The organism is Alkalihalophilus lindianensis (assembly GCF_032843265.1).
GTDB lineage: Bacteria > Bacillota > Bacilli > Bacillales > Bacillaceae_D > Alkalihalophilus > Alkalihalophilus lindianensis.
This window is the reverse complement of record NZ_JAWJBA010000004.1, coordinates 23,361-45,901: the sequence shown is the minus strand read 5'-3', so window position 1 is coordinate 45,901 and position 22,541 is coordinate 23,361. Positions and strand designations below refer to the sequence as shown.

At 37.4% G+C, this 22,541-nt stretch carries 20 protein-coding genes and 3 pseudogenes; 5 read left to right on the top strand and 18 right to left on the bottom strand.

From position 1 onward, the window contains the following. Positions 1 to 82: 82 nt before the first annotated feature. Genes RYX56_RS12785 through RYX56_RS12770 form a run of 4 tightly spaced genes read right to left on the bottom strand, consistent with a single transcriptional unit; the run spans position 83 to position 3,486 of the window. Positions 83 to 1,327 carry a glutathionylspermidine synthase family protein gene (locus tag RYX56_RS12785; RefSeq protein ID WP_317122436.1) on the bottom strand — a complete coding sequence of 415 codons (1,245 nt, stop codon included), beginning with the start codon at positions 1,325 to 1,327 and terminating at the stop codon, positions 83 to 85. 20 nt (positions 1,328 to 1,347) lie between these two features. Continuing rightward, on the bottom strand, positions 1,348 to 1,764 hold the full coding sequence (locus RYX56_RS12780) for a DUF350 domain-containing protein (RefSeq protein WP_317122435.1): 417 nt from the start codon (positions 1,762 to 1,764) through the stop codon (positions 1,348 to 1,350). Then, complete coding sequence (locus tag RYX56_RS12775) at positions 1,764 to 3,017, bottom strand: glutathionylspermidine synthase family protein (RefSeq protein ID WP_317122434.1); 1,254 nt, start codon at positions 3,015 to 3,017, stop codon at positions 1,764 to 1,766. Before RYX56_RS12775 ends, RYX56_RS12780 begins: the two co-directional genes overlap by 1 nt. Further along, the gene (locus tag RYX56_RS12770; protein ID WP_317122433.1) at positions 3,007 to 3,486 is read right to left on the bottom strand and encodes a hypothetical protein; all 480 of its coding nucleotides are present in this window, start codon (positions 3,484 to 3,486) and stop codon (positions 3,007 to 3,009) included. Before RYX56_RS12770 ends, RYX56_RS12775 begins: the two co-directional genes overlap by 11 nt. Before the next feature lie 174 nt (positions 3,487 to 3,660). On the opposite strand from RYX56_RS12770, the gene RYX56_RS12765 reads away from it, so the two are divergent. Together RYX56_RS12765 and RYX56_RS25825 are read left to right on the top strand one after the other, a co-directional pair. Beyond that, the gene (locus RYX56_RS12765; RefSeq protein WP_317122432.1) at positions 3,661 to 4,086 is read left to right on the top strand and encodes a hypothetical protein; all 426 of its coding nucleotides are present in this window, start codon (positions 3,661 to 3,663) and stop codon (positions 4,084 to 4,086) included. 27 nt (positions 4,087 to 4,113) lie between these two features. Further along, positions 4,114 to 4,380, top strand: a pseudogene (locus RYX56_RS25825) (GNAT family N-acetyltransferase); the annotation flags it as partial. On the opposite strand, the gene RYX56_RS12760 reads toward RYX56_RS25825, so the two are convergent. The 3 genes from RYX56_RS12760 to RYX56_RS12750 form a co-directional block, all read right to left on the bottom strand. Further along, on the bottom strand, positions 4,369 to 5,763 hold the full coding sequence (locus RYX56_RS12760) for a cobyrinic acid a,c-diamide synthase CobB (protein WP_317122431.1): 1,395 nt from the start codon (positions 5,761 to 5,763) through the stop codon (positions 4,369 to 4,371). The pseudogene RYX56_RS25825 and the gene RYX56_RS12760 overlap by 12 nt on opposite strands. A gap of 30 nt (positions 5,764 to 5,793) precedes the next feature. Next, positions 5,794 to 7,068, bottom strand: coding sequence for an MFS transporter (locus tag RYX56_RS12755; protein WP_317122430.1), 1,275 nt, complete (start codon positions 7,066 to 7,068; stop codon positions 5,794 to 5,796). A gap of 149 nt (positions 7,069 to 7,217) precedes the next feature. Continuing rightward, on the bottom strand, positions 7,218 to 7,760 hold the full coding sequence (locus RYX56_RS12750; protein ID WP_317122429.1) for a hypothetical protein: 543 nt from the start codon (positions 7,758 to 7,760) through the stop codon (positions 7,218 to 7,220). 231 nt (positions 7,761 to 7,991) lie between these two features. Between RYX56_RS12750 and RYX56_RS12745 the strand changes: the two genes are divergently transcribed. Further along, positions 7,992 to 8,180, top strand: a complete 189-nt coding sequence (locus RYX56_RS12745; RefSeq protein WP_317122428.1) for a hypothetical protein — start codon at positions 7,992 to 7,994, stop codon at positions 8,178 to 8,180. 47 nt (positions 8,181 to 8,227) lie between these two features. Here RYX56_RS12745 and RYX56_RS12740 read toward each other — a convergent pair. The 3 genes and pseudogenes from RYX56_RS12740 to gltC all read right to left on the bottom strand — a co-directional run. Next, positions 8,228 to 8,869: pseudogene (locus RYX56_RS12740) on the bottom strand (MBL fold metallo-hydrolase); the annotation flags it as partial. Between the two features lie 91 nt (positions 8,870 to 8,960). Next, complete coding sequence (locus RYX56_RS12735) at positions 8,961 to 11,147, bottom strand: malate synthase G (protein WP_317122427.1); 2,187 nt, start codon at positions 11,145 to 11,147, stop codon at positions 8,961 to 8,963. A gap of 179 nt (positions 11,148 to 11,326) precedes the next feature. Next, on the bottom strand, positions 11,327 to 12,232 hold the full coding sequence (gltC, locus tag RYX56_RS12730; RefSeq protein WP_317122426.1) for a glutamate biosynthesis transcriptional regulator GltC: 906 nt from the start codon (positions 12,230 to 12,232) through the stop codon (positions 11,327 to 11,329). A 161-nt stretch (positions 12,233 to 12,393) separates the two neighbouring features. On the opposite strand from gltC, the gene gdhA reads away from it, so the two are divergent. After that, positions 12,394 to 13,776 carry an NADP-specific glutamate dehydrogenase gene (gene gdhA / locus RYX56_RS12725; RefSeq protein WP_317122425.1) on the top strand — a complete coding sequence of 461 codons (1,383 nt, stop codon included), beginning with the start codon at positions 12,394 to 12,396 and terminating at the stop codon, positions 13,774 to 13,776. A 218-nt stretch (positions 13,777 to 13,994) separates the two neighbouring features. After that, positions 13,995 to 14,283 (top strand): annotated as a pseudogene (locus tag RYX56_RS12720) (BCCT family transporter); the annotation flags it as partial. 644 nt (positions 14,284 to 14,927) lie between these two features. Here RYX56_RS12720 and RYX56_RS12715 read toward each other — a convergent pair. The 8 genes from RYX56_RS12715 to RYX56_RS12680 all read right to left on the bottom strand — a co-directional run bounded on the left by RYX56_RS12715 (position 14,928) and on the right by RYX56_RS12680 (position 22,527). Then, entirely contained in the window at positions 14,928 to 15,935 is a 1,008-nt protein-coding gene (locus RYX56_RS12715) for an ABC transporter substrate-binding protein (RefSeq protein WP_317122424.1), read from the bottom strand. Positions 15,936 to 15,953: 18 nt separating this feature from the next. Then, positions 15,954 to 17,015 carry a methyltransferase domain-containing protein gene (locus RYX56_RS12710; protein WP_317122423.1) on the bottom strand — a complete coding sequence of 354 codons (1,062 nt, stop codon included), beginning with the start codon at positions 17,013 to 17,015 and terminating at the stop codon, positions 15,954 to 15,956. 14 nt (positions 17,016 to 17,029) lie between these two features. Next, entirely contained in the window at positions 17,030 to 17,845 is an 816-nt protein-coding gene (locus RYX56_RS12705; RefSeq protein WP_317122422.1) for an ABC transporter ATP-binding protein, read from the bottom strand. Continuing rightward, positions 17,842 to 18,978: a FecCD family ABC transporter permease gene (locus RYX56_RS12700; protein WP_317122421.1), complete on the bottom strand. Its 1,137-nt coding sequence runs from the start codon at positions 18,976 to 18,978 to the stop codon at positions 17,842 to 17,844. The genes RYX56_RS12705 and RYX56_RS12700 overlap by 4 nt, the downstream gene beginning before the upstream one ends. A gap of 113 nt (positions 18,979 to 19,091) precedes the next feature. Further along, positions 19,092 to 19,643: a cob(I)yrinic acid a,c-diamide adenosyltransferase gene (locus RYX56_RS12695; RefSeq protein ID WP_317122420.1), complete on the bottom strand. Its 552-nt coding sequence runs from the start codon at positions 19,641 to 19,643 to the stop codon at positions 19,092 to 19,094. A 108-nt stretch (positions 19,644 to 19,751) separates the two neighbouring features. Further along, entirely contained in the window at positions 19,752 to 20,318 is a 567-nt protein-coding gene (locus tag RYX56_RS12690) for a nitroreductase family protein (RefSeq protein WP_317122419.1), read from the bottom strand. Beyond that, positions 20,293 to 21,084 (bottom strand): uroporphyrinogen-III C-methyltransferase, encoded by a 792-nt coding sequence (gene cobA / locus RYX56_RS12685; RefSeq protein WP_317122418.1) that lies wholly within the window; start codon positions 21,082 to 21,084, stop codon positions 20,293 to 20,295. Before cobA ends, RYX56_RS12690 begins: the two co-directional genes overlap by 26 nt. 66 nt (positions 21,085 to 21,150) lie before the next feature. Further along, positions 21,151 to 22,527: a cobyrinic acid a,c-diamide synthase CobB gene (locus tag RYX56_RS12680; protein ID WP_317122417.1), complete on the bottom strand. Its 1,377-nt coding sequence runs from the start codon at positions 22,525 to 22,527 to the stop codon at positions 21,151 to 21,153. Between the last annotated feature and the right edge of the window lie 14 nt (positions 22,528 to 22,541).

The following is a 22,541-nucleotide window of genomic DNA, read 5'->3' as shown; positions in this document are numbered from 1 at the left end:
ATATATCAGAATAATATACCAAGATTCAATTTATTCTCAGTACCCATTCTGCACCTCAAAATACAATTGCTACCTTCTTCTATTATTTGATGATTGTGTATCCAACAAACATGGATAAATTTCCTGTGATATATTCTCCAACCCTAAAAAACAAGCCAGCAGGTACACCGTTTAAGGTATGTGAACCAATTAAGAGTTTTCCTGTATAAGGACCGTCCCATGTATCAATCGTTTGATCAGGCATCGGAAAATAATCTTGATAGACCATTGCTTGCTCTTGGTAATGATCGATGTCCTCATCTAGAATGGCGTTATTCTCTACAATTTGTATACCTCCACCCTCTCTTCCTAAAACCGGCTTCTTCACATACGAGAATAAACCAGCTTGCTCATCATATGTCCGTAGGAAATAGCGTTCAATAACCTCTTGTTCACTGCGAGTGTACCAGTCCCTTTTTTTCTCTGTAATCAAAGCCATTATTGCCTTAGATTGCATAAGTAGAGCCGCTGGAGGATTAAATAGCATCAATTTTCTATTCATCACATGAACAAGGAACTGCTCTCCAATGGATTCGCCCGTATCACTCTTTTCATTCAGAAAATATTCTAAAGGGTACAACCGATAAAGGTATGTAATCGTTTGTCCTTCCGGTGTAAATACTCCATCTTTTGTAACGACTATATCTTCAAGCGGAATATAGGTGGCTTGTTGTGGGAAATGTTTCATTAAATAACTCGCTGTTTGCTTATCTTCTTCATGCCAATTTGCTGCAGTAATATAAAGCGTATCGGTACTTCTCATATGGTAATCTTTAATAATCTGTTCCCACGCTTCTTTTAACAACTGATCGATTTTTTCATGCGGATTTGCCACTTGATGCTCCATTGCTAAGATCCGTTGGGCAATAGCTGTTTCAACTAATCCAACTGGTGTATCTGTATTTGCTTCAATGACCTTCAAGCCATTTTGAGAGGCAATGAAGTCATACCGAGTAAAGTAGGAAAAGCGTGTACTGTTATCCTCTAATAGCAAATCCCACAGCATAATTGGTATTCCAAGACGGTGAATTGTATTTGGATTTCTACGAATCATCTCAAACGTTTTTTTGTAAATATCTTCGACTGCCCTTGTAGCATCGATAATTTCTTGATGCATGCTATAAGGAACTTGAAGCAATGAATCAGTCATATATTGATGATCTTCGTAATTTTCATATAGAGTCGCCCATGTAAAACCAGCTTGAGCCATTTTTTCATATAATTGATCAAATCGCTCAACATATTTATTTTGGTCGAAAGGCTTTGTTAAAGAAAGGTAAGATAACATCGCTTAACCTCCACAGTTTGTTAATAACTAATAGTTGCAGCTACAATTAGACCAACTAAAATCGAGATTCCTCCAAGAAATAACCCTACCGCAACGTTTCCTTTTTCAACTTCTTTTGCCAAATTTGTTTTACGCGTGAAAACATGTTCAATGATAAGATGAAGAACCACTTGAATAACAATGGCAATCAGTGCCCATATCGCTAAATCAATTAGATTGATTGAACTTCGTATCGCCGACTGAAGTACGACAACAAGTCCTGCCATTTTCCCTAATAATTTTAACGAAACAGCAACATTCCCCGCTCGAATTAAATCTCTTTCTGAATATGGAGTGAGCCATTTGAATAAAAAAGTCCCTAAGCCAAATAAAAGTAACGAAGCGACTAAATAAATAATAAAATGATCAAACGTTTGTAAGTAATATAGAATGTCCACTAGTCTTCCCCTTTCACTCCGCATGGTAAGTAATAAGATAAATTATCTGTAATTGCAGCTCCTGCCCGAAAACCCATTGCACTTGCTCTCTCTCCCACAATAAAGCTACCAACTAAAAGATGGGCTTCTTTTTTTCCTTTTTCAGTTTGGATTAACGTTTTCGGCAGTTCAACATGCTGTTGGTAGGTTTTTAAAAACTGGTCGTACGTGTACTTATTTTGTTTTCCGATGTTGTTCCCTTTAAGCTTAACCTCTACTGTGTCGCCCTCCCTACCAAAGACGGGTTTCGATACATATTTCTCACCCGACTCCACTAACGGTTCCTCATCCAAATAAGTTGGCAAAAAATAACTTGAAATGTCTTGATGTTCTTCTGCCGTATAAAAGGGATGTTTTTGTTCATGCATACCCCAAATTAAAGCAAGAAGTGCCTTTGTTTGCATTAAGAAAGCAGAGGGCGGATTGAGCATAGCTACTTTTTTATTTTTCACAAGATGTAAGAAAGCCTCACCAATCGGATAACCATCACCTGTTTGATCATTGATTAATGCCTCAAGTGGGTATGTGTGACGGTAAAGAACATCAATTCGTTTACCTTTTGGATCATATACTCCCGTTTTCGGACCCTCTGAGGTGATAATCAATTCATTTAAAGGAATAAATAAGGCTCCATCAATTTTTGCAACTTGCATCAAATACTTCATCGTTTCACGATCTTCCATATCATCAACATGAGCAGTGAACACCACATAAGGATGAGAATGTTGACCAATTAACCGCGATGCTTGATACACAGCATTTCGGATTACTTCACCCAATCCTTCGTCTAACCCTTTATTCGGGTCTTTTAAGTTGAATTGGTTACTGACCTTACCATTCACATCAAAAAGTTCTCTAATAAAAGTTGGAGTATCCGCATTAAACTCTAGTAACTTTAACCCTTGATTTGTTTGGACAAAATCAAAACGTCCAATAACTGTTTCATAAGAGATCGTTTGTAATCGTAGAAAGGGAATGGTTTTGCTTGGGAAACCTAATTGTAAAAGCGTCTCATCAGAAGTTTCTCTAATGAGTTGATTGGTTTTTTTAAAGAGGGAATAGACCCTATTAGTTACTGTTCGGATCTCCTCTACTTCACCTTGATTGAGCTCTAAACAATCAAATAGGGCATACTCTTGTCCATAAAGACGATCCCAAAAACAATCTAATTGATGATAAAATTGATCTCTTTCAGCTTTAAATTTAGCCTCCAAAGAAACCACCGCCACCCATTCCTGATCGTAAGTTGGTTGATTGGTTGTTTGAATTAGAGTTAGATTGATTTTGCTGAGTCGACTGTTGATTTTGATTCGAGTTAGGGGTTGCATCTTGTCTTTGATTAGCTCCTCTAGAGGAAGTACCGGCTCCCGCACCACCTAAAGCGCGCCCAGCCATGAAAGCTGCAAAAGTAGGAAACCAACTCCCACCTGCATAATAATGACCATTATGTTCAGATCCTTCTTCTACACATTGATAAGCTTCTGCTTCTGCATCCCAAGTCCATGTCTCACAGCCAGTTTCCCGAGGGGAGGGTGGTTCTTCTGTAGGGGTTGAGACATTTTCGTTTTCTGGCACACTTACTAACTCTTGTGTGGAAGAGGTAGAACATGCTGTTAAGCTTGCTAAAGCAAAGCTTGTCCCAATCACACCTTTAAGTAAACGATCTGTTTTTGGCTTATTCATTCATTACACCTCCGCTACCTTTTACGTTGTAAAATAAAATAAGTTTCCCTTTTAATACAGAATGTCATTTTAGCACACTTTTTTTGAAAATAAGGTAGTTTTAATGATGAGGAAAAGGTATAGGGAGGGAGCTAGTCAATATCTTGTGACAAACCAAAAGAAAGGAAGAGTATTTTGCTCTACTCAGATGAACAGCTCTATGACTACATATGCGGCTTAGTTGCTTGTAGGTATACGTACGGTACAACGATCCTTCAGTCATCTACAGACACGCATGTGCAACACGGATATCCAATTAGCAATCGGATACATGAATTTTTTGTAAAACAAGATCACCTTCAAGATTTTCTCCAACAGCCCATTCCCACTGAACACTGGCTAACCATCATTTCAAGCTCTTCTATACCTCCCATCATTCCAGGGTATCAATTCCAAACCAATGAGTTTCTTATGGATCTAGAGACAAATGAGGACCTTCCTTCAAGCCATAAATATTCTCACGTTTCAACAAAAATAGAACAAGTTACAAGTTATATCGAGGCCCAAGAAATTAACACTCATTTTCAAGTGAAGGCCATTAATTTAGAGCAACTTGAATAATTCGGTATTCAGTAATACGTTTTATATGATGAGCATCTTCCAATTGGTTTTGGACGTATCTCTTCAACGAGAAAATCAAACCGCTCTTGTTTAGACAATGTTTACATCGAACCAAGTTACAGAAGACAGGGATTAGCCACCAAACTTTGTATCGCTATAGTCAAACAATCAAAAAATGGAGCTACTAGCTGTATCTTAGCCTCAAGTGAGATGACGTATCAGCTTTATATCAATCTTGGTTTCAAGCAAATTGCCTATCTTTATTCCTATGAAACCGAACAATCAGTTCATTAAATTTATCCGTTTTTCTTTATAGGCACAGCATGCCTTTACCCAGTTTTTAGCCACTTCTGGGTAGGAGGCAAAATGTAGGTGTACATAACTTGCTACAACAGAATCATTAATATAACCCTGTTGCTTTTCTTTCCCATTCCATGTTTTATATTTAAAACAAGATGTATCTCCTTCATTCTGACTACTTGAAGAATAATGAAATTCATGGCCTCGTAATATTGTTCCTTTTTCACCGAGAATAGTGCTTTCGATTGTAGTGACTTCTCGGTAACCAATTGCCGTTAGAGTGTTGTTCATTTGAAAGTGCATAAGTGTCACACCCGCCATTGGATACGTTACCCCGTTTGTTAATGTCAAACTTTCACCAAGAAGAATGTACCCACCACATTCCGCTAAAATAGGCATTTGATCATTAGCAGCCTTTCTTAATTGTTGAAACAGTTCTTTATTTAAAGACAGCTCCTTGGCATACTCTTCAGGAAAGCCTCCCCCAAGATAAACACCATCACAACCGTTAGGAAGCCCCTCTCCTTTTAATGGAGAAAAATACGTTAGTTTTGCCCCAGCTGCCTGTAGTAACCTCAAATTTTCATCATAGTAAAAATGAAAGGCTTCATCATAGGCAACAGCTATTTGAACGAGAGACCGAGGTTGTTCTTTTAGGTTTAACCAGCCATCATCATGCTTCACTGGATGAGTCTGTATAGCAAGTCCCCAAATTAAATCTAAATCAAATTGTTTTGAGATGGTCACTGACAATTCATCAATAAACGAATCATATTCCCCCTGTTTAAGAGCTGGTATTAGACCCAATTGGCGTTCAGGTAATAGAGGAGTATCTCCACGCTTTAAGTATCCTACTACAGGTATGTGGCACATTTGTTGAACCGCATCCTTACATAACTTAGCATGACCTTCACTTCCTGCTTGGTTTAAGATAACACCAACTATCTTGGCCCCACTCTCAAGTTCCTGGTAGCCTTTTACCATTGCAGCAGCACTTCTTGCAGAACCATTGATATTTATTACTAGTAAGCATGGACTATCTAATATCTGACTAATCTCATAGGTGCTTCCCTCATTTGAGAGGGGTGACCGTCCATCGTAAAAACCCATCATTCCTTCAATAATCGAAAGATCAGCATCTTCACTCCTCTTAACAAATGTTTCTTTTACCCACTCACAAGAAGTCATCCAAGTATCTAGTTGATAAGAGCGTCGCTTCGTTATGACTTCATGAAATGTTGGATCTATGTAATCAGGCCCACACTTAAACCCTTGTACTCGCTTATTTTGTTTTGCAAAGGCTGCCATCAACCCTAACGTAACTGTCGTTTTCCCTACACCACTATCAGTACCCGTAATTAAAATTCGAGGTTGCATCTATTCACCTTCATTTTCATTATCGATTAACTACATGTTAACATTGTTACTCTTTAAATAAAGTCTTTGCTTAGCATGTTGGATATAGTGCATCCTTAAGCATGTTAATCCACCTATCAAACTAATAACTGCAGAGAGTATGAATGCTCCAAAATATTGGTTTGTACTCTCTATAATTAGTCCAGTTACAATAGGAGATATAATTTGCCCTACGCTAAAGAAGATCGTCACAAATCCCATTGCAATTGGAACAGTTGATGAAGAAACAAAATCTGCGACACTTGCATTCATAATTGTTGGTACTCCCCAAAGTGTAAGCCCATATATCACTACTTCAGCTCCAATAACTACTACAGAATTGGTAAAAGACAAAGCAATGAGCATAGCAAATTGAATAATTAACACGACGGACAAAGCATACATTCTCCCTAAGATATCTGAGAGCACACCCCAGATAAAACCGCTCGCTATACTTGCGATACCAGCTATTGAAAAAAATAATCCCGCTAACTCTTTGGTATAACCTATATCGATCATTAAATAGTCAACCAAGAATGTTGAAAAAACTAAATAGCTAAAACCCCAAGATAAATAAATAAACCCTATCACCCAAACTTTTTTATTTCGATAAACTGTTTTGTCACCTCCACCTTCTATCGGAGACTCAACAGTAGAAGTGACGTTCCTTTTTACAACCTCACCTTCACCGACAGACTTTAAGCCAATATCTTCGGGTGCATTTTTCAAAAATAATGCATTAATAAAAATGAAGACACTCGTCACCAAAGCTAGAATGTACCAGCTAAATCTCCATCCCTCCACACTCATACTAACGATAGAAGGCACAAGCAAGCCGCTAATGACAATCCCTAAGCCTACTCCCCCCATCGCAATTCCAATAGCCATCCCTTTTTTCTTGTTAGAGAACCACTTCCCCGCAAGCCCCATCGCCGGAATTGAAGATCCGCCTGATCCTACTCCTAGTAATAAGCAACCAAGCAAAGCAAACGAAAATGATACAGCATTTGCACATATAACCATACCCATTATGATGATAAATAAAGAGATATTAATAACTAATTTAGATCCGAATCGAACCACAAAATAGCCAACGACAGCTACACTTATTAAATAACCAAAAAAAGCGGCCGAAGCTACGAAGCCCATTTCTTTATAATCAAGGCCAATTCCTTCTCTCATAAAGGGTAGAATAGCTCCTAATGAGAAGCGACCGAACCCTAGACTTGCTAGCATTGTAAAGAATAACAACGTTAAGATCATCCAACCCTTGTGTATACCCCTCATTTAACCTCTCCTTTTCACCTAGAGTTTTTTAATATCAGAAAATTCTCCTTAATTATACTTCGAAATCGTCTTTGTCGTCTCCTTCAAAGAAGATTCATTCTCCAGATTCAAAAAAACTCTAGTGAAAGAGTTCACTAGAGTTCGTTATATTAGATGATATTAGTTCGTTTAATCGTTTTATCATAAGTATTTTTTGTCATAATTAAATTTTCATCTAGGCCATTACATATTGCTAAGTATCCATCATCTAAATTAAATCCAATACCATCAATTACATAATCAATTGTTACTTTTCCACTCAACTGATCTTCTTTTAGATAAGAAACATGCACAGTACTTTCAATCAACTCAATTGAACGAATCCTTTGATTTAATACTTTATGTAGGCAACCTAATTTATTCTTTTCCCACTTTAACTTTTTATGATAGTCTTCTAATCCGGATGCGATGTTGATTTCATCAAACGAAATAGAATATTCACCTATGCGATTTGCACATAACTCAATTCGACAATTATCTACCTCTACTACAACAGGTAGCTCTTTGTACCATTCATCTTTTTTGTAGTCCCAGGCCACCCAAATATTTCTGATCTGCTTGCCCTTTTGAGCAATTAATCTATCTTTATGTTCAGCTAATAAATGAATGGGATCCCTGAAAAATTGAGGTTTGTATACTTTTACTTTTCCCATTCTGAACCCCCTTCGAACGTCAACAATCATTCTATTAATCACTCTAACTTTACCACAAATCTATACAATATTAGCATGATTTACCTACATTTCCATATTCAATTTTTAAGCTGATAAAAATATTCCATCAAGCTTTAAGATATGAATAATCATCTGAATCATGTAATCATCCAATCTCCTGTTTAAATTTACTTTCCTCTAGGGTATGGAGTTATAAAAGGAGGAATCACGATGTTGCAGAATGTGAATAAACATTTGTTTTTTTCAATCATTTATTTTATTGCAGCTGTAGCAAGTGGAATCGGATCATATGTGAATGACAACATTAGTATTTTGTTTATTATTTTAACTGGAGTATTTTTAATCTTAGCTATTCTTTCCCTCACCCGTTATATGATGAGCAAACCTAAGAAATTGTAAAAAAAAGCAAGCCCTCTACTGATCTGGCAGAAGGCTTGCTTTTTTAGCTAGCGAACAGCACAACGATTTGGTCCAATTTCCATCTCACGTTGATTTTCCTTATCTAGGTTGATTTCACCCATGTTTGTTTGACGAATTTCTTGATACGCATTAGGTTGTGGTGGTAGATTTTCTGTTACTACTTTTCTAAGTGTGCCTTCGGCTTCAATGTTTAAACCATGATTGTTAGCATATAATGTACCTAACGTTCCTGCTACACTACCATCCTCATTTAACTCCTCAATAATCATAAAGTGCGCTGGAAGTACGACCAAACTCATCTGAAAGCTCTTTATAACGTACATATAAGCTCTCTCTTAATTCTCCAACCCAATCTTCAGCCATCCCCGCTAAGTCAGGTCTTCCAATCGAGTCAATAAAGAGAATATCTCCTGATAATAGGTACTTCTCATCCACTACAAATGACGTTGAACCAATTGTGTGACCTGGTGAGTACAATGCATTAATAGTAATGGTTGTCTGACCAAATTTCACTTTATTACCGTCTTCAAGCGCTTGGTATGCAAATGTTACTTCTTCTGCATCTTTTGTGGTAACCAGTAAATGGCACCCATCTGTTCAGCAAGCTGACGTCCACCAGAAATGTGATCAGCGTGTAAATGTGTATCAAACACATGTGTGATGGTTGCATCAATTATGTCAACCCCTTTTATTAAAATGATTAAAACCGTAGTAAAAAGAAATCATCCCTCTTTTTACTACGGTTCGTTAAAAATTGATTTATTTTGTTTGTGCAACAGTACTGGCCTTTTGTTTTGCCTCAATACGTCGTCTATGCAAAATTGGTTCTGTGTAGCCACTTGGCTGTTCGCTTCCTTTAAAAACAAGCTCGCATGCTGCTTGGAAAGCAACTGAATTCTCATAATCTCGAGCCATCGGAAGATATTCTGGATCATCCGCATTTTGTTTATCTACTACTTTCGCCATTCGCTTTAATGTTTCTAATACCTGTTCTTCTGTACATATGCCATGATGAAGCCAATTTGTTACATGTTGACTAGAGATACGTAAAGTTGCACGATCTTCCATCAAACCAACATTGTTAATATCTGGAACCTTAGAACAACCTACCCCATGTTCAACCCACCGTACCACATATCCTAAAATGCCTTGTGCATTATTATCTAACTCTTGTTGGACTTCTTCCTTGCTCCAATTTTGCTCTTTTGCTATAGGTATTTCTAAGATTTGATCTTGAAGATCCTCTATGCTACTTCTTAAACTTTGTTGAACTTCAGAAACATTCACTTTATGGTAGTGAAGTGCATGAAGGGTTGCTGCCGTTGGGGATGGCACCCAAGCCGTGTTCGCACCAGCCTTTAACTGACCGTCCTTTTGCTTTAACATATCGGCCATTAAGTCAGGCATTGCCCACATTCCTTTACCTATCTGAGCACGCCCTGGTAGGCCACAACTTAGACCAGTATTGACGTTAGACTTTTCATATGACTGTAACCATGTGGATGATTTCATATCATTTTTACGAATCATCGGCCCTGCTTCCATCGACGTATGCATCTCATCCCCTGTTCGGTCTAAAAATCCCGTATTAATAAAAGCTACACGCTCTTTTACTTCTTTAATACAAGCTTTTAAATTTAACGAAGTACGACGCTCTTCATCCATTACGCCAATTTTAAGGGTGTTACGTTTTAAGCCAAGCAAGTCTTCTACACGAGCAAATAATTTATTTGAAAATGCTACTTCTTTTGAGCCGTGCATTTTAGGCTTAACAATATAAATGGATCCCTTAGCGGTATTATTGAGCTTACTATTGCCTAGTAAATCATGCTTGGCAATCAAACTTGTAATCATACAATCTAAAATACCCTCAGGGACTTCCTCGCCATTTGAATCAAGAACTGCATTATTTGTCATTAGGTGACCTACATTGCGCACAAACATTAATGATCGTCCAGAAAGAGTCATTGAATCTCCCGAGAGAGTTGTGTAAGTGCGGTCTTCGTGAAGGGAACGAGTAACAGATTTCCCTCCTTTTGAAAAGGTTTCTTCTAAATTCCCTCTCATAAGACCTAACCAATTTTGATACACTCCCACCTTGTCTTCAGCATCTACAGCAGCTACAGAGTCCTCACAATCCATAATCGTTGTGATTGCAGCTTCCATTAAGACATCTTTCACACCAGCTTGATCGGTTTTACCGATTGGATGCTCACGATCGATTTGAATTTCAAAGTGTAGACCATTGTTTTTCAATAGAAGTGTAGATGGATCTTCAGGATGACCGTGGTAGGCAACCAATTTAGAAGAATCCTTAAGTTCTGTGGTTTTACCCTTGCTATGTACGACTAATCCCCCATTTTCAATAGAGTATTTCTCTGCGTCCTTATGAGAGCCTTCCTTCAATGGTACTGTATCATCTAGGAAGTCCTTAGCCATTGAAATAACCTGATCACCACGCACTGGATTATATTCTTTACCCTTTTCAGCACCATTGTCTTCTGAAATCACATCTGTTCCATATAATGCATCATATAAACTTCCCCAACGGGCATTAGCAGCATTTAATGCATAACGTGCATTGTTAACAGGAACGACAAGTTGCGGACCTGCTTGTAGGGCTATTTCTGCATCAACATTCTCTGTTGTAATTTCAAAGTCCTCCACTTTCGGTTCAAGGTAACCGATCTCTTGTAAGAAAGATTTGTAACTTGCAAAATCAACGTTCTCTTTATTTTCCTTATGCCAGTTATGGATTTTTTGTTGCAGCTCATGACGACGCTCTATTAATTCCTTATTTTCTGAAGCGAATTCAGAAATTAATGTCTCTAAGTTTGCCCAGAATTCTTCACTTGTAAGTCCACTTTCCGGTAATACCTTGGTATTAATAAATTGATAGAGTACTGAAGCTACTTTCAAATTCCCAACTTTAACATAGTCTGTCATAGTGTTAGCCCTCCTTGAATTTTGTTCCATTTTTACCTATTTCAATACCTAAGTCTGTTATATAACATTGCGTTTTTATTATATAACATAATAGATCAAAAATAAAGAATTCTGAAAACATATTAGTTGAAAATTTGATAAGTAGGAATTTTATTGAATCTAACTTTTAACCAAGCCTATTAATTTTTAAAACCATCTAACCTTATAAAAAACTTTTTTAGAAATTCATAAAATAAATTCTCTGCCGGAAGTAACTGACGTTCACTTGATCTAATCACCCCTACTGTACGTGGTACTGTAGGCTCTACGATTGGTATTTTAACCGTAGTATGAGGGATATTATCAACTAGTGTAATTTCTGGTATTAGTGTGATACCTAAACCTGCGGATACCAGCCCTTTTAAGGCATCAATATCATCACCTTCAAATGAAACTTTCGGCTTAAACCCAAGGCTTGAACAAGCATTGATAATCAGATCTCGCAAAATATATCCATCTGGCAACAAAATAATTGATTCCTCTTTTAGTTGATTTAATTTTAACGATGTATGATTGGCTAGCGGATGATTTATGGGTAGAAGTGCAACGATATTTTCGGTAAATAAAATATCACTTTTTATCTTGGGGTCGTTCTTTGGTACTGGACCAATCAAAGCCATATTAAAGTCTCCATTTACTACCCCATCTATGAGGGCTCGATAAGAGGCTTGTTTGAGCTGAAACTTCACCTTAGGGTATTTTGTTCGAAATGAAACAATTGCAGTGGGCAATGTATATGCTGCCATACTAATTGGGAAAGCAATTCGAATTGTCCCTTGTTCCGGATCTAAGTACTCTTCTACTTCTAACCTCGCATTATCAATTACATTCATTGCTTGATTCATTCGATTAAGAAATACTTTTCCAATTGGCGTAAGCTTAACCCTTCGTCCCTCTCTTATAAACAAATCAACTCCTAATTCCGATTCTAAATTAACAATTTGACGGCTCACAGCGGATTGAGCCACATGCAAAGCGTCTGCAGCCTCAGTTACATGCTCTCGTTTCGCTACTTCAATAAAGTATTTAATTTGCCTTAACTCCATTACACTCACCTCTATTTCCGATTCATCTCATTTCGGCATTGAATCTATCTATTTTCTATATTGTTTAGATCATTTATAAATAATAAACTACACTATAAGAGAAAATCTAACAATAAGAGAAAAAATATGCTTCATTATTTTTGAATTGGAGGAGAGATAAAATGGCAACACTTGAAAAAATACTTGATCCAAAACTTGAAGCGGCTAAAGGTTATGTAGATGATGTATTTAACATGGTTCAATTAAGAAATCCAAATGAAAGTGAATTTCATCAGGCTGTTAAAGAAGTTTTTGATTCCTTGATCCCTGTATTAGCTAAACACCCATCCTATATTGAGCATGGGATCCTTGAGAGAATGGTGGAGCCTGAAAGGGTTATTAACTTTCAAGTTCCTTGGGTAGATGACCAAGGAAAAGTGCATGTGAATCGTGGATTTCGTGTGCAATTTAACAGTGCAATTGGTCCCTACAAAGGTGGTCTCCGTTTTCACCCATCGGTTAATGCTAGCATCGTTAAATTTCTTGGTTTTGAACAAATCTTTAAGAATTCCTTAACCGGGCAACCAATTGGCGGCGGAAAGGGTGGATCAGATTTTGATCCAAAAGGAAAATCTGATAGAGAGGTTATGCGATTCACTCAAAGTTTCATGAGCGAACTTTGTAAACATATTGGTCCAGATATTGACGTTCCAGCAGGTGATATTGGTGTCGGTGCTAGAGAAATTGGATATATGTTTGGTCAATACAAAAAAATTCGCGGTCATTTTGAAGCTGGGGTATTAACAGGTAAAGGATTTTCTTATGGGGGCAGTTTAGGAAGAAAAGAAGCGACTGGATATGGGACTGTTTACTTTGTAGAAGAAATGCTAAAAGATAGGGGACTTAGCTTTAAAGATAAAACCGTCGTTGTTTCCGGGTCTGGAAATGTCTCCATATATGCTATTGAAAAAGCTACAAAGTTAGGAGCAAAAGTAGTAGCATGCAGTGACTCAAGTGGATATATTTATGATACAGACGGTATTAACCTATCTACCGTTAAACGTTTGAAAGAAGTTGAGAATAAACGAATTAGTGAATATGTAAAAGAACATCCTAAAACACAATTTATTGAAGGTTGTTCAGCTATATGGTCGATTCCTTGTGACATCGCTCTGCCTTGCGCAACGCAAAATGAAATCGATGATATAGCTGCAAGAACACTCATTTCTAATGGAGTTATTGCTGTTGGTGAAGGTGCCAACATGCCATGCACCTTAGAAGCAATTGAAATATTTCTAGAAAATGATATTCTTTTTGGTCCAGCCAAAGCAGTAAATGCTGGTGGGGTCGCTGTGTCCGCTTTAGAAATGGCTCAAAACAGCATGCGACTTTCTTGGACATTTGATGAGGTTGACCAGGAACTACATCAGATCATGAAAGACATCTATCGTAATAGCATGAATGCTGCTGATGAGTATGACACTCCAGGAAACCTTGTGGTTGGGGCTAACATTGCAGGATTTAAAAAGGTAGCTGATGCCATGATTTCTCAGGGAGTTATTTAGAAACTAGCTGATAAAAAAGTTGCTTCCTCCATATCTTTTAAACTCAAAACAATGTAAGAAATATTTAACCAACAAACGCGCCTTCACCAATCGGAGAAGGCGCGTTTCTACTTTCTTTCTAGAAGCTATCTAGGAATTTCCTTTCTTAAAAAGGACTAACTAATCTGCTTTCTTTATAAGGGACAAAACTATCTATCTCCTTAGTCAAGGTGATCATTATAATCTTTGCAATCGTAACAATGGTTTTCTTAACGACAACGCTAGATTCTACGACCTTACACGATTGCAGCCTATACAAGTACAGCAGATATGAGTAAAACGGAGCCTTCGAAATATTTACGAATTACAGTTGCATTAATCATTACCACTTTCGCGCTAATATTAGTGAGAATAGGTGGTTTAGCTCCACTAGAGGTTATTTCTGGACTCCTGGGATTACCAATCATTATCATTCAATTCTTAACACTCTTTGCAGCTAAGAAAATGATGGACCAAGATAAAGCTTGAATTAAAAATGTAAGGGTATAAGTACGTTTAAATCTCTACATTATAGTCCTTTATGTCTCTTTTAAAAGCCCATAAAGGACTATTTTAAAATGAATAGGGATGAGGGTAAAAAACCTCATCACATAGCACGTGAAGAGGTAAGCCTCCCCTTTTTAATCATGATGAGCTTCATTATCGTGTTTTTCTTTTGAAAGTTTTTCAGGAAAGTGACAGCTCCTTTATTAGATTCTTGTTTAATAAATGTGGCTATAACTTTTGATAGTTCCTCTGGTGGGTATGGGTTTGTTATATACTTGTCAACATTATATTGTTTCACCTTTTCATCGGACAGCATCTTCAAAGGCATTTTGAGGTTGAGTGTGATGATTAACCAACTTGTATCTTTCGAATCTAAGTAGTGTGTAACTGCTGAACCCGAGTCTCTAGTGAATTGCTTCTAAAAATAATAAAATATATAAAAATGTGATCAAAAACCTTCATTCCCCCTATACCAATTCAAAAAGACACACACCTCCTTAACTGAGAGTGCGTGCCATACTAAGCTTCTTTCGGTCTGACCCGTACTTGGCTCGAACCAGTGACCTCCACTACTAAGTTAGAGGTATGATTATGCAATTTTATATAAAACTTATTCTACTAACTACTTACCCTTCCTCATACAATCCATTTACTAAAATTTCAAGAGCTCGAGGGACACGAATACCTTCTGCAGCTGCTGAAAGCGGGATAATAATGAAGTGCTCGTCCTTTATTGCTGTTACATCTGTTAAAGCAGGATGATTCAACAATTGCTCTCTCTTTTCTTCTGCTGTTGTTTCTCCATAATCCATAATTACAATCACTTCTGGATCACGCTCTACTACCTCTTCCCAACTTACTTCTCCCCAGTTACTATCAATATCATTGAATATATTTTCCGCTCCAGCCATTGAAATAATTGTATTTAAAAAGTTTTGTCCAACTGTAAAAGGGGCTGTATCTCCACTATCAAATACAAAGACTTTTAAGGGTTTTTGACCTTCAGGAATCTCTGCTTTAGTGTTTGATATCTCCTCATCTATCTGACCAATAAGTTCTTCACCTCGGTCAACCACATTAAATATAGTAGCTATGTTACGAATATCTTGATAAATATGATCAATTGTCGGTCCTACTACAGTAGATGATTCATGTAAGTAAGCGTTAATATCTAATTCGGTTAATTGGTCTACAGTTCCTATATTATCTTCACGGAATGCACTTCCCCATCCTGCATAGGCAAAATCAGGTTCTTTTGCTAAAAATACTTCTTGTGAGGGGTATTGATTAGAGAGAACTTCGATTTGCTCATATGCTTCTTTATATTCTGGTAAAATTTCATCATCTAGATATGCTGATCCTACCATATTTTCTTCTAAACCAAGCGCTAGCATAACCTCTGTGACATGTTGGTTTAATGAAACAGCTCTCTTTGGTACTTCAGTAAACACCATTACATGATCATTGTTTTTTATTTCTACCGCTTCATATGTATCTTGCGTTTGTTCCTTTTTCTCTGAAGAATTATTTTCTACTTGCTCATTACTTAAATTAGCTTCTTGAGTTCCTCCACAAGCTACTAATAATAATAAAATTGCAATGCTATACATAATTCTTAACTTGATTTTCCTCATCTTTTATACCCCTTTATTTTAGTTAGATTTTGCGATAATAGTCCACTTTGTGGGGTAGCTTTGCTCAAAAGCACTTACTCCAAATGGGTATCCACCTTCATTCCAGCTATCTAATTGATAGGGCTGTAAGATCCCCTTATTTATTTCGTCCGACTTTAGTTCCAGTGTATCATTCACACCTAAATAAGCTGATTGATAATTTATTTCTGGAATCTTCATCGTTTCAGATAACTTTATACTAGGTTGATAATTTTCAACCATATCGAGTACAAAGAAACCTTCTAGCATCAATAAATAAATCAGCTCTCGTGGTGTAAGCAAACTAAGTTCTCGTTCTACTCGATATTTTGATTGACATACTCCTTCTCGAAAACTCTCGTAAGTAGCAGTATAATGAATGAGTTGACCATGTAATGCTGTTGTTCCTTCTACTGTATAATAGATTGTTTTTTGGTTTGTTACTTGTTTTCGTTGCTGAACTTTCCATGTAGGATTTGTTGGTGGAATGACAAGATCAATAGCGACAAAGCCATCTTTTTTTAAATGCTTACGAACCCTAGCTAAAAGCTCTTTTTGTTCTAGAACAGTTGTAAAATGCTGAAAGAATCCATCCGTTAATAAAATATGACTGTACCTTTCATTTTGATTAAAGGTTAAAGCATCTTCTTCTATGAAATTCACTTCGTTATTCATTCGTTCTACTTTTTTTCTTGCAACTGCTAACATCTCACTACTCCAATCCACACCTGTAATAGGAATACCTAAGTTAGACAGTTCTAAAGCAAATCTTCCTGTCCCTGTACCTAAATCTAGTACATTGGGAACCTTATCTGATTGCAAAACCCAATTTCTATAAAAAACATTTCCAGATTTACCCACGAAAAAATCATAATATTTTGCTTCAAGCCCAGCATATTTAGGATTACTTTGCCTTTTGTGTCGCTCTCCTTGTAGCCCACATCTTGAACACAAGGTACCCGCTAATGCTGAGTAAGATGTCCCTTGTGGCACCCCGTTTTTTGTATCCCCATGCCATTCGTTATATTGAAAGCTACAATATGTACATTTATAATGTGCCATTTCGTCTCCTTCCTCTACCCTACTGTGGTATCGGGTGTCTGTGAAAGAGTTGAACCTTTATACATTCCCTCAGATACGTAAGAAATCTGTAACTTTCCTGTTATTGGGTGAGTAGTAACTGTACAATCAACTTTAAATATTTCTTTTAACATAGATCTAGTTACCACTTCGGATGGCGTTCCATGTTTGACAATTTCCCCTTCGTTTATAACGTAAATTACATCACAATAAGCTGCTGCCAAATTCAAGTCATGAATGGCAGCTAATGTACTAACTCCTAATTTTCTGATGATATCAAGAATATGTAGTTGATGATGTATATCTAGATGATTAGTGGGTTCATCTAGTATAAGGAAAGATGCTTTTTGAACGAGAGCCCTAGCTATTAAAACACGTTGTTTTTCTCCTCCTGACAATGTGGAGAAACTTCGATCTGAGTAGCCTTCTAAACCAACTTTAACTAACGCAGTCCTAGTGAAGTAGGCATCTTCAAGTGTATCCCTTTCAAAGAATCGTTTATGAGGGCTTCTTCCCATCAAAACAATTTCTTCTACTGTAAAATCAAAAGGTGCCGAACCTTCTTGCGCAACAACTGCCATACTTCTTGCAAATTCCTTATGGGAAAACTTCAAAATATCCTCATTATTTAATGAAACAAGTCCCGCATTAGGGCGTAAAATCCGATAAATTGTTTTCAATAATGTGGATTTCCCACTACCATTTGGCCCGATAATTCCAACAAACTGACCAGATTCTACGAACATCGTAATTTGGTCAATAATACTTTTTTGTTCAATTGTTGTTGAAAGCTGATCAACTGTTAATTTCATTTTCCATCACCTTCTCCAAAAGAATAGGAATTACGTCTTAGAAGCCAAATAAAAAAAGGACCTCCACATAACGCAGTAACAATGCCTATTGGTAACTCTTGTGGGGCAACAATTATCCGCGCCACAACATCCGCCCAAATGAGGAAAATAGCACCGATAAGAGCACTTACGGGCAAAACATAGCGATGATCTGAACCTACGAATAGACGAACAACATGGGGGACCATTAACCCAATAAAACCGATAGCTCCACTTACTGCGACTAAGACTCCTGTAAGCAATGCAGTAACTAACATCAGTATCTTTTTAAAAATATCAATATTCAAACCGAGAGTGGAAGCAGTTTGTTCACCCATTAAGAGCAGGTTAAGAGGTCTAGCGAAGAAGAGAAGTAAACCTATGCCCATTAATAAGGAAAAAAACGGAATAGATAATTGCTCCCATTTAGCTCCTGCTAAACTACCCATCATCCAAAATAAAGCATCTCTCATGCCCTCCTCCCGAGGAGCTGAAATGACGATATAACTCGTCATAGCAGAGAGCATCATCGAAATAGCAATACCTGACAACAAAAGTCTCACCGTGGAAATTCTACCATTTACCTGTGCTACTAAAAATACTAGGAAGACCGATATCATTGCTCCTAGAAACGCAGCTAAAGATAGAGCATATTGTCCGAATAACTTAAACGCTCCAAAAATGATTACAAGAGTTGCGCCGACAGAAGCTCCAGATGATACACCTAAGATAAATGGATCTGCTAAGGAATTACGCACCAATGCTTGGATTGCAACACCTACAATAGCCAACCCTGCCCCAACAATTGCTCCTAATATCACTCTTGGAAAACGAATTTCCCAAATAATTTGTTCTTGAGCTTTTGCCCAGTCCTGGATGATCAAATTCTCAATGAACGGAACCTTAGAAAGAGCAATTTTCCACACTGTGAATGGAGAGATTGATATAGGTCCCAACATAATAGAGACTGTCATTGAAAAAAGTAGAAGTAGAATAAGTGTTGCGAATAGCACTTGGTAGACTTTTTCTTTTCCTTTTCTTCCTCTATCCTCTTTATTTTTTTCCTCTTCATTAAATAAGAGATCACCCACATCATTTTTTCGCAAGCTTTCCATTTATCCACCCCCCTTTTAAGTAGACTACGTTAACAATGTTGAGATACAACTTCCTCCCCTTAAGTAGCCTTTTTCACTAGTAATGTAAGTCTCATTGATTTCCCCAAAAACGACTAAAATTCTATCCCTTTGACTGCTTGAATACCTTCATTGTAGTAGTGCTTTTCTGCTTCAGTAACTGAAACAAGGTCAGCTAATTCTTTTATTTCTTTCTTCGCATTCCTACCAGTAATTACCAAATGGACATGCGGAGGTTTGTTTTGAAGTAAATCAATCACTTCATGTAGTGGTAAGACATCCTCTATTGGAAATTTATCGATTGCTAAAGCATTATTTAATTCATCTAAAATTATTAAATCGTAATCGCCACTCATTACGGCTTGTCTTGCAATAGGCCAGCCCTTCCTTAACGCTTCTCTATGCTCATCGGGTGTTTTCGTCCATGTAAACCCTACCCCAAGTTGAATCATCTCTACTCCGAGTCTCTCTAAAGCAATTTTTTCCCCATATGTTCGCTCTGGTGACTTGATAAACTGATAAATTTTCACTTTAAATCCTCTTCCTATTCCGCGAAGAGCTAGGCCTAAAGAAGATGTCGTTTTGCCTTTTCCATTACCTGTATAAACTAGAGTTAACCCTCTTCTATTTGGTTTATCCTGAATCATACTAACCTCCCTCACTTGCTTTCAAAATTAGATCTCCTAAAGACCTATTAAATTAATAGGTCCTCGAAGATTTTCTCTAGTAAGATGTATGTTAAAAAACTCACAATGTTATAGCCAAACTGCTTTATCTTCAAATGAAGTCCTTCTTTTTTCTTTCTTTTCATCCAATTCTTCCTGAGTTGGATAGCCAATGAAAAGGGTGCCAACCACCTTTTTTCTATCTGGAGAACCGATAAACTCATAAGAGCGTTTGTCATGAACAAGTCCAACCCCTCTCGTTCTCCAAACAAAGCCAAGTTCTAGTTCTTGTGAAGCTAACCACATCGAGTGAATGGCACAGCAAACTGCATATTCGTTATCCTTCGAATCTGCTTCGTTTGAAGCTATATCAGCGGTCACCATTATAATGACTGGCGTATTTTTAACCACTTCAAATGAACTTTCAATTAGGCTTGGTTTTGAAGGAAAGCGCTCCTGAAGATACTCGTAGACAACCTTTTCGTAGCTTCTCTTTGCTTCTCCTTGAATAACAAAAAAGCTCCAAGGCTCTCTCATTCGATCGTTTGGTGCTAGCGTAGCCGCTTGCAGCAAACGTTCGATCTTCTCTCTTTCTACTTCATCCTTGGTATAGTTCCGAATCGCTCTCCTATTATGGAGTAACTCTATCACGCTCATCTTTAACCTCTCCTTTCTCATCAAACCAATTTAATTTATTTCTAAAGCTCACGACATTTCCAACAATAATCATTGCAGGATGTTGTATTTTAGTTTTTGTAACGATCTTTGATATCGTTTCTAATGTACCAGTCACACTTTTCTGGTTGGGGGTAGTCCCCTCTTGAATCACGGCTACAAGTGTCTGAGAATCTTTCCCATGTATAATTAATTGATGACAAATATAGGATAGATTACGGGTTCCCATATAAAAAGCAAGCGTATCACTTCCCTTTACTAGAGCTTCCCAGTCCAATTCATCTGTGCCGTTGTCATAACGGCCAGCACCATGTACCATAGTAAAAGAGGTAGCGTAATTACGATGGGTAACAGGAATTCCAGCATAAGTAGGAGCTGCAATCCCAGAGGTAATACCAGGGACAATCTCAAATGGAATCTTAGCATTTGAAAGCACCTCAGCCTCTTCCCCACCCCTGCCAAATACGCAAGGATCTCCACCTTTTAATCTCGTCACGTTTTTTCCTTCTAGTGCTTTTGTAACTAGTAATTGATTGATTTCATCCTGAATAAGACTATGATTCCCAGGAGCTTTCCCACAGTAAATCAATTCAGCCCCTTTTTTCGAGTGGCTTAATAACTCTTTATTAACTAAGCGATCATAAGCTATAACATCTGCTTTTTGAATACATTCAAGACCATACACTGTGATTAACTTTGGATCGCCAGGCCCTGCCCCCACTAGAAATACTTTTCCTTTTTTATTCATCCTCTCACCTTAACTCTCTAAGTTTTGCCTGATCGTTTACTAGACCTTCGACCTATTTAATTTCTTTTATACACTCACTTTACTTCTCAAGCATTTATCAACCCATTTTTCAACCATAGATTTACATGAAGCAAAGTGAAAATGAGTATATCCAGCTACTAGATTATGATTCAAATAGCCTTCCTGCTTGGTGCCTCTCATTCCTTTTGTAACATATGCCGGTCGCACTTCTTGATCATTATGGTAGGTGGAGTAATGAAATTCATGACCTCTAGCTTTTTCATTTTTACCTAATAAGAAGTTACCTTCTTCTCCACTAATTTCTCGATAACCTAATGCAGCTAGTTTCATTTGCATTTTCACTTTCCCCGGAATAATGCCTACCATCGGAAACTCTAAATGACCTGTTGTTTCAATTGCTTCAGTCAAATACATAAAACCTCCACATTCCGCAAGAGTTGGTAATCCATTTCCAATCGCAACCCTTACAGAATCTTGAACATCTTTGTTTTGTGAAAGTTCCTTAGCATATTCTTCTGGAAAACCGCCTCCTAGATATAAACCATCAATATTTTCAGGTAATGGTTCATTTGATAGCGGTGAAAAATAAACCAACTTAGCTCCATAGGACTGCAAGAGTTCTAAGTTTTCTGGATAATAAAAATTAAAAGCAGCGTCTTTCGCAACTGCGATTCTTATATTCTCCTCTTTCTTTTTATTAAATATTGATTTTTTCTCACTTAAAGGTAGGTACGGGGCTTTTGATAGCTCAATAAGTTGATCGACATCCACGGTCTCTAGGATCAAGTCCCCTAATTTATTAAAAAATGGATCTAGCTCCCCTCTTTCAATAGAAGGAACCAGCCCTAAATGTCTTTCAGGGATTTTTATGTCAAGCTCTCGTTTTAAGTAACCGATTACTGGTACATCACATTCTTGTTCAATAGCCGTCTTTACAATCTTATAATGTCCTTCACTTCCGACTCTATTTGCAATAACACCGACAATGTTGGGTCCTTTAGCAAGCGCTTGAAAGCCTTTTACAATAGCGGCTGCACTTCTTGCCATACTTGCACAATTTACAACAAGTAAAACAGGACTCTCAATAATCATACTTATATCCGCTGTACTACCTTCATTATTCTTCGGATTCTTACCATCAAAAAAACCCATAACCCCTTCAATAATCGATATATCTGCTCCTTGACTTCCACGTGCAAAAATATCTAATACTGTGTCTTTTTCAAGCATCCAACTATCTAGATTTCTAGAAGTGCGATTCGTGACGGCAGTATGATAAGAAGGGTCAATATAATCAGGACCACATTTAAAGCCTTGTACCGTTAACCCTCTTTTTTTCAGTGCAGACATTAAGCCAATTGTTAATGTTGTCTTTCCAACGCCACTCCCTGTCCCTGCTATGACGATTCGATGATCCTTCATTCAAAACCCCTCCG

Coding starts and splice junctions, on each gene's coding strand:
- RYX56_RS12785 (WP_317122436.1), bottom strand. CDS start 1,327: ATGTTATCTTACCTTTCTTTAACAAAGCCTTTCGACCAAAATAAATAT.
- RYX56_RS12770 (WP_317122433.1), bottom strand. CDS start 3,486: ATGAATAAGCCAAAAACAGATCGTTTACTTAAAGGTGTGATTGGGACA.
- RYX56_RS12760 (WP_317122431.1), bottom strand. CDS start 5,763: ATGCAACCTCGAATTTTAATTACGGGTACTGATAGTGGTGTAGGGAAA.
- RYX56_RS12755 (WP_317122430.1), bottom strand. CDS start 7,068: ATGAGGGGTATACACAAGGGTTGGATGATCTTAACGTTGTTATTCTTT.
- RYX56_RS12750 (WP_317122429.1), bottom strand. CDS start 7,760: ATGGGAAAAGTAAAAGTATACAAACCTCAATTTTTCAGGGATCCCATT.
- RYX56_RS12745 (WP_317122428.1), top strand. CDS start 7,992: ATGTTGCAGAATGTGAATAAACATTTGTTTTTTTCAATCATTTATTTT.
- RYX56_RS12735 (WP_317122427.1), bottom strand. CDS start 11,147: ATGACAGACTATGTTAAAGTTGGGAATTTGAAAGTAGCTTCAGTACTC.
- gltC (WP_317122426.1), bottom strand. CDS start 12,232: ATGGAGTTAAGGCAAATTAAATACTTTATTGAAGTAGCGAAACGAGAG.
- gdhA (WP_317122425.1), top strand. CDS start 12,394: ATGGCAACACTTGAAAAAATACTTGATCCAAAACTTGAAGCGGCTAAA.
- RYX56_RS12715 (WP_317122424.1), bottom strand. CDS start 15,935: ATGAGGAAAATCAAGTTAAGAATTATGTATAGCATTGCAATTTTATTA.
- RYX56_RS12710 (WP_317122423.1), bottom strand. CDS start 17,015: ATGGCACATTATAAATGTACATATTGTAGCTTTCAATATAACGAATGG.
- RYX56_RS12705 (WP_317122422.1), bottom strand. CDS start 17,845: ATGAAATTAACAGTTGATCAGCTTTCAACAACAATTGAACAAAAAAGT.
- RYX56_RS12700 (WP_317122421.1), bottom strand. CDS start 18,978: ATGGAAAGCTTGCGAAAAAATGATGTGGGTGATCTCTTATTTAATGAA.
- RYX56_RS12695 (WP_317122420.1), bottom strand. CDS start 19,643: ATGATTCAGGATAAACCAAATAGAAGAGGGTTAACTCTAGTTTATACA.
- RYX56_RS12690 (WP_317122419.1), bottom strand. CDS start 20,318: ATGAGCGTGATAGAGTTACTCCATAATAGGAGAGCGATTCGGAACTAT.
- cobA (WP_317122418.1), bottom strand. CDS start 21,084: ATGAATAAAAAAGGAAAAGTATTTCTAGTGGGGGCAGGGCCTGGCGAT.
- RYX56_RS12680 (WP_317122417.1), bottom strand. CDS start 22,527: ATGAAGGATCATCGAATCGTCATAGCAGGGACAGGGAGTGGCGTTGGA.